We start from the raw sequence: 12115 nt of genomic DNA on the forward strand, positions 1-12115 counted from the left end.
GCAGGACGCGCAACCACCATGTCCGATCCCAGAAACACGCCTCCGCCGCTGCCCCGATCCGCTTCAGCACCGCCGCCCCTGCCGGCGGCGGTGCTGGACGGGCCGGGTTCGCCGCAGGACGTCCCTCCCCTGCCCGGCAGCTTCCCGCTCGATACCTCGACGCTGCCTGAGGCCATACGCAATGAGATCGAGGCGCCCGACCCGGTCGCCATCGACACCTCCGCGGCCGAACTGAAAGACGGCCTCAACCGCTGCCCGAAGTGCGGCGCTACCGATATCCGGCCCAAGCTGGGTACCGATATCCTGGTCTGCCTGTACTGCCGTCACGAATGGCATGGCGCACGGGTGGAAGAGGAATTCGGCCTGGGTGAAGCCATCGACCAGCTGCGTGGCACCGTCATCGCATCGGGCGCACGCGATATCGATGCCGACACCTCGGCACTGATGACCTTCAAGTGCACCGGTTGCGGCGCCGAAGTCACGGTCAACACCGAAAGCACGATGACGGCGCGCTGCCACTGGTGCCGGCACGTGTTCGGCGTGAACGAACAGATCGCCAACGGCGCCGTGCCTGACGCCGTGCTGCCGTTCCACATCAAGAAGGAGGATGCGGTCGCGCGCATCCGCCAGTTCGTCGACAAGCGCCGGATGTTCGCGCTCAAGGCGTTCAAGGAGCAGTTCACCCCGGAAAACGTGGTGGGTGTGTACCTGCCCTACATGATCGTCGACGGCAATGTCAGTGCGGCCGTGGCCGGCAAGGGCGAAATCAAGACGCGCGAATACACCCGTGGCAGCGAAAAGAACAAGCAGACCTACTACGACGCGGACATCTACCAGGTGGAACGCCAGGTCGATTTCACCGTGGACGACCTGCCGCTGGAATCGTCGGCCGAGCGCGGCAACCTCGACACGCGCGCCAACACCAACAACATCATCAACACGATTTTGCCGTTCGACACCAAGAATGCGGTGAAGTGGAACGCCTCCTACCTGGCGGGCTTCACTTCGGAAAAGCGCAACCTGGACGTCGAAAAGCTGCGGCCGCGACTGGAAGACCAGCTGCTGTCGATCGCCCGCGCGCAGGTGGAAGGCACGGTGCGCCGTTACGACCGTGGCGTACGCTGGGAACAGGAGCAGCTGGAGGTGCACGGCACCCGCTGGGTGGCCATGTACCTGCCGGTGTGGCTGTATTCGTACCACCAGCCCGGCAAGAACGGCGGCATGCTGCACTACATCGCGGTGAACGGTCGGACCGGTGAAACCATGGGCAGCGTGCCGGTGCAGCAGTGGAAGATGCTGCTGGCGGCGCTGACCGCCGGCACGATCATCGAAGCCCTCGCAATTGCCTTCCTGGTGGCCAGCACATGAGTGATGACAGTGGTCTTTGGTTGTTGGCTGCAGGCCCGGCCGGCGCGACCGCGCTGTACTGGGCGCTGTACCGGTTCTACCGGAACACCGACAAATCGCATTCGTTCGAACACGAAACCGAGATCGATGCCAAGCCGGTGACCGGGTCGGATCGCCGGGTGGATTCGATCTCGGGCACGCAGGAAAAGCGGATCCGCGGTGACAACGTGTATGAGTATCGAAAGCGGGTGGCGCGGGTGAAGACCGGCCCGGAATAGTAGACCCGGCCGGCCAGGGCCGGCCATGACTGTGGCGTACTGCCCAGATCCGGGCGCAATGCCGTGCCTATACTGCTGCCGCCCTGGTCCGGCGGCGCCTTCGCGCCCGTCGATCCGGGCGGCGGGGCTGGATGTCCCCGTCCGGCCCATGGCAGCAGTCACGGGCCCTTGCAGTGATTCGTAACCCGACGCGGTTGAACCAATCACCAGGGAGGACGCTATGCGTTACACACGCCGTGATTTCCTAGCAACCACTGCCACCGCCTCATTGGCATCGCTGTTCGCGCCCAGTGCCCTGGCCAGTGGCCAGAGCGCGAGCGACGGTACCGCAGTGGCGCGTTTCCACCGCTACAACGTCACCAGCCCGGAAGGCCAGCGCATGCTGGCCAGTTATGCCCGAGGCATCCAGGCAATGCTGGCGCTGCCGGCTGACGACCCGCGCAACTGGTTCCGCAATGCGTTCGTGCACCTGATGGATTGCCCGCACGGCAACTGGTGGTTTTATGTCTGGCACCGCGGCTACGTAGGCTACTTCGAACAGACCATCCGCGAGCTCAGCGGCGATCGCCAGTTCGCCATGCCGTACTGGGACTGGACTGAACTTCCGCAGATTCCGGTTGCGATGTTCGACGGTCTGTTGACCCCGACCGACAAGGCCTATACGCCCTACACCCGCAACCTGGCGGTGTTCACCCAGTTCATGAAGCCTGCGTTGCAGCGCCACTGGAACACCCTGGACAGTGGGCAGCGGCAGCAGCTGTCGCTGCGTGGCTACAACAGCGCCGAAGACGTCTGGAACGACGTCACCGGCTACAACGCCAAGGAACAGACCGGCATTTCCGGCAATGCGGCGTACGCGGTTACCTGTGGCGCCCGTTATCTATGGCGCGAGCATCCGGGCTTCGACCCGAAGACGGCCTCCGCCGTGTCCGCCGACACCATCCGTGCCGGCCTGTCACCGGTGGAGTTCAACAACCCTGACATCAGCCGCAGCTTCACCAGCTCGCGCACCACCTCGCACGTGCTGCAGCCCGATGGGGCCACCAAGTTCTCGGTGCTGGAAGGCTTCCCGCACAACAAGGTGCACAACTGCATTGGCGGTGTCGGCGCCGTCGATCCCGGCCCCTACGGCAACATGACCAACTTCCTGTCGCCGCTGGATCCGATCTTCTACCTGCACCACGCCAACATGGATCGCCTGTGGGATGTGTGGACACGCAGGCAGCAGGCCTTCGGCCGCCCGATCATGCCGACCGACGCTGCCGAACGCCGGCAGTTCATGGACGAACCGTTCCGCTTCTTCGTCAATGGCCAGGGCCGCTACGTCGGCACGCGCCCGGCCGCGGAATTCTTCTCCACCACCGCGTTCGACTATGACTACGTCTATGGCCGCGGTGTCCGTGCTGCAGAGCAGGCTGCAACGGCTCCGAACGCCGCGAAGGCTGCGCGGCTGGTGCGCGGCAAGCGGACCGACGGCGCCGTGCGTGTAGCGGTGCCCAACGAAGCGGTTCGTGCGCATCTGGCGGCCACCGGCCCGCGCATGCTGATCGCGGAGGTGACCCTCGAGCGTCCCCATGGACTGCACAACACGCGCGAGTTCGACGTGCTGATCAATGCACCGGCCGACGTCACCTCGGTCAGCGCGGACAGTCCGTACTACGCCGGCACGGTCTCATTCTTCGGGCCGAGCATGGCGGCCATGGGCCACGATCATCCAACGACGTTCGCCGTACCACTGCCGCAGACGCTGGGCGCGCTGCGCGCGGATGCTGCCGGCGGCGGTTCGACGACGCTGGAGATCCGCCTGGTCGCCTCGTCGGGCCAGGCACCGCAATCGTTCCCGGTGCTCGACGCTGCGATCCTGGTATCCCCGAACTAGCGGGCACCCATGCCGGGTGGCGTCGCGCGCGGGCGACGCCACCCAGGAGTGCCGGTCAAGGCGGACAGCACAGGAGGGCAACGCCAGCGATAAGGATCTGCATGGATCTGGATTTCGATTCAAGCGCTTTCGCGAACGGCCGATATCCGGAGGTGAAGCCCAACTCATGGACGATGCGCGATGCCGTTGCAGGACCCCCGCCCCGACACCCTTTCGCCTCCTTCAAGCTCGCCTTGGCCGGCAGCGTCCAAAATCCTGACCGACATCTACGCCCACAAGGCGTTGTTCGCGCTGGCGGGCACCCTTGCGATGATCGTCTTCTTCTGGCGGATCCACTACCTGCCAAGCCTCGCACTGACCGATATCGGTCTGGTGGCGGCGGCCATCGTCTTCTTTTCGGTCGTGATGGTCATCGTGGTCATCTTGACGCTCATGCTCCCCGCCGCTGTGCTGATCGAGTGGCAGAAATCAGGATTCATCACCGACAGAAGCAGCATCCGCACATCTCAGACGCAATGGTTGGCGTCCGCTGGCCTCAGCATGGGTATGGCCATGCTGGGAGCGGCCCTGGCAACAGGCTGGATGTACGTCTGGCTTTTCACTCCACTCGGCGACGCTGCACCCATCCTGTTCGCAGGCGCCATTCTGGTCGGTGCCGCTGGCGCCTTCGCGCCGATGGGAATGAAGCCCAAGCCCATTGATGAGCCCGTCGGCAGCGTTCTGCGGAAGAAGAAGATCTGGTGGGCACTGAGGCTGACTGCACTGTCCGCTTGCCTTTACCTGTTCACGCTCCCCTTGATCGCGATCGTGGTCTTCGGCACCCATTCCGCAGCCGCCACGATGAGCGGCTGGGAAGTGCTCCTGGTCTCGCTCGGGCTGCCGCTCCTTCACTTGGTCATCCTGAGCATCAGGACACTCCCGCTCTGGTCCCGGGTACTCGCACTTGCCTTGGTAATCGCCCCGATCCTGCTCATTGCAGGCACCCTGTTCGAATCACTCGACCGCGCTGCCAGCACGTTCCAGCTGGGGATGCTGCCCCACCAGAGTGTGGTGGTATCGAGCGAGGGCTGCAGGATGGTTCGGGCATCCGGGGTGTCAACCAACTGCCGCAGAATCGACGGCCCGGGGAAGGAGTTGTATGAGATCCGGGATGTCTTCCTGCTCAATCGCCTTGGCAGCCACACCGTCATCGCCGAACCGGGCTGGACGCCGAAGACCCGAACCCGGTCGATCCCCGTGCCCAGCAGCGAAGTGTTCACCTGGTACACGACGCCTGATGCTCCCCAAGCAACTCCCCCACCGCAGCCTCCGGAACCTCCTGCGCCAACATCCGTCGCACCGCCACCACCGGTGAAGTCCGCCACCGGCGCGGTGCGCAAATCAAGGCCGCGGCAAAGGGCTCCTGCCTGCTAGCCCAGAGGTGGGCAGAGGTGTGAAGGACCTTCCCCTGCACACGCCGGGGACAAGGTGGACGCGATCATCAGTCTTCCGCGCTACCTTGTCTCTGCCATGTCCTCGCCCTCCGGCTCACGCCTGGTCATCTACGCCGCCCTGGCCGGCAACCTTGCCATCGCCGTCGCAAAATTCATCGCGGCCGCCGTGTCCGGCAGCTCGGCCATGCTCAGCGAGGGCGTGCACTCGCTGGTCGATACCCTCAACGAAGTACTGCTGCTGTACGGTCTGCGCCGTGCCGAGAAGGCCCCCGATACCCTGCACCCGTTCGGCTACGGCCGCGAGCTGTACTTCTGGAGCTTCATCGTCGCCCTGCTGGTATTCGCCGCCGGCGCCGGCGTCTCGGCCTACGAAGGCATCCAGCATATCCGCCAGCCGGAGCCGGCCACCAATCACGCCATCAGCTACGGCGTACTGGGCATCTCCATCCTGTTCGAAGGTGCCTCATGGTGGGTGGCGCTGCGCGAATTCCGCCGCAGCAAGGGCTCACTGGGATACTTCGAGGCGTTCCGCCGCAGCAAGGATCCTTCCACCTTCACCGTGCTGCTGGAAGACAGTGCCGCCCTGCTCGGCCTTGGCTTCGCCCTGGTCGGGCTGCTGGCCGCGCAGTTGCTGGAGATGCCGGTGCTGGATGGGGTCGCCTCGCTGTGCATTGCCGGTGTGCTGGCGCTGACCGCGTTCCTGCTCGCGCGCGAGACCAAGGGCCTGCTGATCGGTGAGCCGGCCCACCCGGCGGTGGCGCAACGGATCATGGCCGTGGCCGTGACCGACCCGGATCTGCGTCGCGCCAACGGCGTGACCACCTTGCAGATGGGCCCGGAACAGGTGGTGGCGATGCTCAGTGCGGAATTCGAGGACGACCGCACCACGCCGCAGATCGAGGCCTGCATCACCCGCATCGAGTCTGCGGTGAAACAGGAGTTCCCGGAACTGGTGGCATTGTTCATCAAACCGCAGACACCGGAGGTGTTTGCCGCGCGCCGGGCCGCGCTCGATCGTCCAGCCACGGCGGACTGACACCACACTGGCGACAGCTTCACCGCGGACAGGCGATGATTGCAGCATGCCGAAGCAGACCGATCCAGATGCCACGTTCGCCGCGCTGCCCGTTGACGGAGCCCGGCTCCCGCGCGCCTTCTATCAGCGTCCTTCAACGGTGGTCGCCCCCGAGCTGCTGAACAAACTGCTGGTGCGCAACGATGGCCGCGTGGCACGCATTGTCGAGGTCGAGGCGTATGCCGGCAGCGACGATCCGGCGGCGCACTCCTGGCGCGGCATGACCGCGCGCAACGCCAGCATGTTCGGCGAAGCAGGCCATCTCTATGTCTACTTCACCTATGGCATGCACTGGGGCAGCAATGTCGTCTGCGGAGACGTCGGCGAGGGTGTTGCGGTTCTGCTGCGTGCCGCCGCGCCGGTCGCCGGGCAGGAACTGATGTACCCGCTGCGGCCTGCCGCCCGCCGCGACCACGACCTGGCCAGTGGCCCCGGCAAGCTGTCGCAGGCGTTTGGCCTAGACCGGCACTTCGACGGCGCCGATCTGGTGACTGCCAGCCACGGCATCACGATACTGGACGATGGCATGGCGCCGCCGGACGACCCGGTGGTGGGGCCGCGCATCGGCATCACCCGTGCCGTGGATTTTCCCTGGCGCTGGCACGTGCGCGATCACCGTCACGTTTCGGTACGCGCGCCCCGCGCGGCAACGCCAAAGAGACCTGCATGAAACCCATCACTGAAGAATCATTGACACCAGCCTCACTGTTCCACGCAACGGCATAACGTGCCGCGCCCTAGCGTGATCGCTGTGACCTGCCCTTCCCTGCCGGAGACGCAGTGCCTGCCATGGATGAAGCTTCCAGACTTCTCGAGATCGATCGCCTGGGTGTTCTCGATACACCGCCTGAGCCCGTGTTCGATGCCATTGTTGCCGCCGCGCTCGCTGCCACCGGCATGCCCATCGGGTTGATTTCCATCGTTGCCGCGCAGCGGCAATGGTTCAAGTCCAACATCGGGCTGGGCGACATCACTGAAACGCCCCGCTCCATCTCTTTCTGTTCGCATGCCATCGAGCAGGACGAGCTGCTGGAGATTCCAGACGCGAGGCAGGACCCACGGTTCGCCAGCAGTCCGCTGGTCACCGCAGGGCACCGGGTACGCCACTACGCTGGAATAGCACTGACCACCGCCCATGGCGCGCGCATCGGTACGCTGTGCCTGCTCGACACGCTGCCCGGGGTGCTGTCGCCGTCGCAGCGGGAATTGATGGTCCATCTTGGCCGGGTCACCACGCAGGTGCTGGAGCAACGCAGCGCATTGCTGCGACAGGTCGACCAGGCGCAGGCACTGCATCGCGATCTGAAGCGCAGCGAGGACTTTCTGCAGCGCACCAACACCGCCGCCAAGGTCGGCGGCTGGGAACTGGACCTGGACACCGGCGAGGTGCGCTGGACGCGCGAGACCAAGCAGATCCACGGTGTCCGTTCCAGCTACCAGCCCACCCTCGAATCCGCCTTGTCGTTCTACCGCCAGGACAGTCGCAGCATCATCCAGACTGCCGTGCAGCGTTGCGTGGAGGATGGCACGCCCTGGGAGGTGCAGCTGCCGATGAGCACAGCCGATGGACGCAGCATCTGGACCCGCGTGGTGGGCAACCGGCAGCAGGTGGAGGGCCATCCACGGCTGGTGGGCGCGATCCAGGACGTCACCGAAGAACGCGCGGCGCTGGACGCCCTGGAGGCGAGCGAGGTGCGCTATCGGCGTCTGTTCCACTACAGCCTGGGGCTGATCTGCACGCATACGCTGGATGGCACGCTGACCTCGGTGAACCCGGCGGCGCTGCAGTCGCTGGGCTACGAGGAACGCCAGATCATCGGCCGCAGCCTGTGCGACTACATGCCGCCCGAGCGCCGCGAGGTGTTCAATGCCTACCTGAAACGCATCGAAGCCAACCACACCGATGCCGGCGTCATCGAACTCATTGCCGCCGATGGAACGCTGCGCTACTGGGCCTACAACAACGTGCTCGACAGCGAGGGACAGCCGCCCTTCGTGCTCGGCCACGCCCAGGATGTCACCGCGCTGCGCCTGCAGGAGCAGCGCCTGCGCGAACTATCGCTGAAGGATCCACTCACCCAGTGCCACAACCGCCGCTACCTGCACCGGCTCGACGAGATGACCGCCGGAACGTGGGCGTGCCTGGTATTTGATCTGGACGATTTCAAACGGATCAATGATGCGCAGGGCCACCGCCGCGGCGACGCGATCCTGGTCGAGTTTGCCGCCTTCCTGAAGGCGCCGCTGGGCGCGGGAGAGACCGTGGTCCGTCTGGGCGGAGACGAGTTCCTGGTGGTGCTGACCGCGTCGGCGTCCGCGCGCCTTCCCCTCCTTGAGGGCTGGTATGCCGCCAACGCAGCGCAGTCGCCGACGGCGTTCTCCATGGGCGCGGCGCTCAGTGCGCCGGGTGAATCGGTAGCCGACACCATCCATCATGCCGACAGCCAGCTCTATGACGCGCGTGCACGGGTACGCACGGAGCGACGCGACGAATAGCGGCAGCGCCCGCTGTCATCCCAAGGCAACGCCTCAGCCAGCGAGAAAGCGCGTCATCCGCTCCAGCTCGTCATCCAGCGCATTGCGGAACAGAACGTCCTTCATGGGCGAGGCGCTGGCGAAACCGATATCCGGCTGCAGGGCGCCGTCCTTGGCGGTGACATTGGCCCAGCCGACCACCTGGTCGCGCCACAACAGCGGCAGCGCGTAGTAGCCGAAGCGACGCTTGGCCGCCGGTGTGTAGGCCTCGAACCTGTAGACCCAGCCCCAGAGCAGCTCGAACCGTCGCCGATCCCAGGCTACCGGATCGAAGGGTGCCAGCAGCCGCACCTGCTCATCGGCCTGGTAGCGCCGCGAACGGGGATTCTCCTCGGCCGGCCAGTACCAAGTGGTTCCGTCGATGATGCAGCCGGCCAGGCGCTCGCGTGCCAGCCGCAGTGCCTGCTGGATCTCGGCGGCCATATGTGGAGCGCCATAGCCCAGCAGCCGCGCCAGATAGGTGAGGCTGGCCGAAGGCAACGGCGCGTACTTGCGCACCACCAGATCGATCAGCGCGGTGGCGCGCTGCAGGCGCGCGGCCTTGCCGCCCTCGGCGAGTGCATGTTCTGCAACGGCATAGATGCGGGTGCCGCTGTCACGACGGGCGATGCGCAACATGCCGCGATAGTGCATGCCATCCAGCAGATGGGTGCTGGCATTGCTGGTGCCGCCCCAGTAGTTGGTCACCCGGCCATGCGCGAACGCCTGGTCGACCTCGCGCGGATGCACCGCGCCCCGCTCCTGCACGAACGCCAGTACCTCGGCCGCCTTGCGCCGCGTGCTGGCGTCCCACGGCCTGCGGGACACCCGCGGATGCATCAACGACAGGTGTTCGCGCGGCAGGAAACCGTAGTTGACCAGGAAGTCTTCCTCGATCGGCAACCGGCTGTAGCGGCGCTCCAGATCTCCAGCCTGATAGCCCTTCACCCGGTGCCGCAGGGTCAGGTCCTGGGCACGCGCAGGCGCACGGATGGGATCGGCCTGCACGAAACCCAGGCGACGGATCGCGGTCAGCAGCGTGGTGGGCGTGAACAGCGTGCGGGCTACGGCGTAGCGACGCAGATCGTCGAGGGTGGGCGTGGCAGGCATGGGCCGATTGTAGAGGCGAGCGTGCCCGGTGTGCGTTGCGCACTGGAAAGGCACCCGCGACGTGACCGGGGCAGCTCACCGCTACGATGGGTGCCGTTGCTCAGCGCAGCCACTGCGCATAGGCAGCCAGAACCGCCAGGTGCCCCACGTAGTACACGTAGAACGCCCAGCGTGAACGCGGAACCGTCCACGGCACCCTGGCCAACGCCAGCACCAGCGGGATGGCCAGCAATGCCCATCCGTTGCCATTGACCCAGCACAGCCCGCCGAATCCGAACGCCAGCAGCCAGTACGCCCGGTGGCGGAACGCGATCCAGCCCAGCACCACCAGGGCCACCCCCGCCCATTGGTAGTCCACGAAGAACGGCAGCAGGCCTCCTGCCACCAGCAGCAACAGCTGCCGGTTGCTGGTCAGCGCATGCACCGCCACCGCAGCCAGGCCGAAAGTCAACAGGATGTTCAGCGGCAGCCAGTAGCCGAAGGCCAGCATGTGCAGGGGTTGCGCGACCAGTCCCCAGGCGGACAGGCGCCGGATCGACTTGCCCAGATCGGCGCCCGGCTGCGCCAGGTTGCAGGCCATAACCAGCGCGAACAGCGGGAAGGCGATGCGCCCAAACTCGCTGACCACCGGCACATAGCCACCGAAAACCACTTTGGCGACGTGGTCACCGGTCATCGACAGCAGCGCGAGCCACTTCATCGACTCACGGGCACCACTGCTGAGGGTGCCGCGCGCCGGTGGGGCGTGTACGGTGACGTCCTGCGCGCTCAAGTCATTCATCCTCTGCGTCCTGCAGGGTCTCTATCGCCAGGAATCGCCGGCCATTGCCCCTTGAACGCAAAGAATACTTGAACCTGACGCGGATGACGCTGGCCGATACGCCCCGCTATCCTTGTGCTCCCCGCTTGTGAGGCACCACCATGCGCACGCTGTACCCGCCGATCACCCCGTACCGCGAACACACGCTACCCGTCGACGCGCTGCACACCCTGCATATCGAAGAGTGCGGCACGCCTGATGGCATTCCGGTGGTGTACCTGCATGGTGGCCCGGGCGCTGGCATCTCGCCCACCCATCGCCGCTTCTTTGACCCGGCGCGCTACCGCATCGTGCTGATCGATCAGCGCGGCAGCGGCCGCTCCACGCCGTTCGGCGAGCTGCGTGGCAACACCACGCAGGATCTGGTGGCCGACATCGAGAAAGTGCGCGAACTCCTGGGCATCGAGCGCTGGCTGGTCTACGGCGGTTCCTGGGGTTCAACCCTGTCGCTGGCCTACGCACAGGCCCATCCCGACCGTGCCACCGGGCTGATCGTGCGCGGCGTTTTCCTCGGTCGCGAGGAAGAGAACCGCTGGTTCGCCGAGCTCAACGGCGGTGCCCGCTGGATCTTCCCGGAGCGTTGGGATCGCTACGAGGCGCACATCCCGGAGGACGAGCGCGGCAACATGCTCGAAGCCTACTGGAAGCGCCTGGATCATGCCGACGAAGCCGTCCGCATCGCAGCGGCACAGGCCTGGCTGGGCTGGGAAGACAACGCCGCCACGCTGGTGCATGACGTCGACGCGGCCTCCGCTACCGATCCGCTTGATACCCTGGCCAAAGCGCGCATCGAGGCGCATTACTTCCGCCACAACACCTTCCTGGAACACGGCCAACTGCTGCGCGATATCGATCGCATCCGCCACCTGCCCGGCGTCATCGTGCAGGGGCGCTACGACATCATCTGCCCACCACGCAGTGCCTGGGACCTGGCCAAAGCCTGGCCGGAAGCCACCCTGGAGATGGTCATCGCCGGCCACAGCGCCAACGAAGCCGCCACTACCGATGCTTTGGTGCGGGCCACCGACGCTTTCGCCGACCGCAGCTGAACAAAAGGGGCCAACGGCCCCTTTTTCTATACCAAGGTATAGCCGGGCTAACCCACGGGCCTCTAGGCCTGCTGAATACGAGCGCGGACAATAGCGCCACTGGCCAGCGACTGGCCGCCCCACGCGGAGACGCAGATGGATCCCGACCCTGCCGGGCGCGACGCGCGCCCCTGCCTGCCTACTTGTTCACTGCTGGCGACTGACGGCCGGTTCCTGTCCGTGTAAACGATGGGAGCCCCGGGCAGCGCCTGCCCGGAGGAATCCCATGTCCTACAAGATTCTCTACATCACTGTCCGCCGCCTGATCGGTGAGCGCGATGTTTCCGCCCTGCGCAGCCTGCTGCTGCAGCACGGCCCTGTCCTGTTCGCCCGTTCGCTGGCCCTCGGCTCGCCCCGGGTGGTGGCCGACGCCCTGTCGCTGCTGCCGATCAGCGAGCGCATCAATGTGCTGCGCCACCTGCCCTACCCGCTGCGCGATGCGATGAAGCCGCTGTGCATCGGCGGCAGCCAACGACTGCGCATGCAGCCCTGGTCGCCATCGGTGCTGGCCATGCGCCACGCCTGACGACCCGCCCCTTCCGCTCCACGCGCAGGCTCCGCCCGGCGCCGT

At 65.8% G+C, this 12115-nt stretch carries 11 protein-coding genes; 9 read left to right on the forward strand and 2 right to left on the reverse strand.

All coding sequences use genetic code 11. From position 1 onward, the window contains the following. Positions 1-18 precede the first annotated feature (18 nt). From HFK18_RS17260 to HFK18_RS17290, 7 genes are all read left to right on the forward strand, one after another. Positions 19-1368 carry a TFIIB-type zinc ribbon-containing protein gene (locus tag HFK18_RS17260; RefSeq protein WP_180167185.1) on the forward strand — a complete coding sequence of 450 codons (1350 nt, stop codon included), beginning with the start codon at positions 19-21 and terminating at the stop codon, positions 1366-1368. Continuing rightward, positions 1365-1625, forward strand: coding sequence for a hypothetical protein (locus tag HFK18_RS17265; protein ID WP_099818559.1), 261 nt, complete (start codon positions 1365-1367; stop codon positions 1623-1625). Before HFK18_RS17260 ends, HFK18_RS17265 begins: the two co-directional genes overlap by 4 nt. 220 nt (positions 1626-1845) lie before the next feature. Beyond that, complete coding sequence (locus HFK18_RS17270) at positions 1846-3504, forward strand: tyrosinase family protein (RefSeq protein ID WP_180167186.1); 1659 nt, start codon at positions 1846-1848, stop codon at positions 3502-3504. 180 nt (positions 3505-3684) lie between these two features. Beyond that, a complete protein-coding gene (locus tag HFK18_RS17275; RefSeq protein WP_180167187.1) occupies positions 3685-4917 on the forward strand; it encodes a hypothetical protein in 1233 nt (410 codons plus the stop codon). A 96-nt stretch (positions 4918-5013) separates the two neighbouring features. After that, a complete protein-coding gene (locus HFK18_RS17280) occupies positions 5014-5973 on the forward strand; it encodes a cation diffusion facilitator family transporter (protein ID WP_180167188.1) in 960 nt (319 codons plus the stop codon). 46 nt (positions 5974-6019) lie between these two features. Continuing rightward, a complete protein-coding gene (locus HFK18_RS17285) occupies positions 6020-6682 on the forward strand; it encodes a DNA-3-methyladenine glycosylase (protein ID WP_180167189.1) in 663 nt (220 codons plus the stop codon). A 119-nt stretch (positions 6683-6801) separates the two neighbouring features. Further along, positions 6802-8508 (forward strand): PAS domain S-box protein, encoded by a 1707-nt coding sequence (locus HFK18_RS17290; protein WP_180167190.1) that lies wholly within the window; start codon positions 6802-6804, stop codon positions 8506-8508. Between the two features lie 33 nt (positions 8509-8541). On the opposite strand, the gene HFK18_RS17295 is transcribed toward HFK18_RS17290, so the two are convergent. Together HFK18_RS17295 and HFK18_RS17300 are read right to left on the reverse strand one after the other, a co-directional pair. Then, positions 8542-9636, reverse strand: a complete 1095-nt coding sequence (locus HFK18_RS17295; RefSeq protein WP_180167191.1) for a crosslink repair DNA glycosylase YcaQ family protein — start codon at positions 9634-9636, stop codon at positions 8542-8544. Positions 9637-9736: 100 nt separating this feature from the next. Next, positions 9737-10417, reverse strand: coding sequence for a TraX family protein (locus HFK18_RS17300; protein WP_180167192.1), 681 nt, complete (start codon positions 10415-10417; stop codon positions 9737-9739). Positions 10418-10557: 140 nt separating this feature from the next. Between HFK18_RS17300 and pip the strand changes: the two genes are divergently transcribed. Continuing rightward, positions 10558-11505 (forward strand): prolyl aminopeptidase, encoded by a 948-nt coding sequence (pip, locus tag HFK18_RS17305; RefSeq protein ID WP_180167193.1) that lies wholly within the window; start codon positions 10558-10560, stop codon positions 11503-11505. Between the two features lie 265 nt (positions 11506-11770). Further along, entirely contained in the window at positions 11771-12070 is a 300-nt protein-coding gene (locus tag HFK18_RS17310) for a hypothetical protein (protein ID WP_025874438.1), read from the forward strand. Positions 12071-12115: the final 45 nt, after the last annotated feature.

It is taken from the genome of Stenotrophomonas sp. SbOxS2, assembly GCF_013416715.1.
GTDB classification, from domain to species: domain Bacteria; phylum Pseudomonadota; class Gammaproteobacteria; order Xanthomonadales; family Xanthomonadaceae; genus Stenotrophomonas; species Stenotrophomonas lactitubi.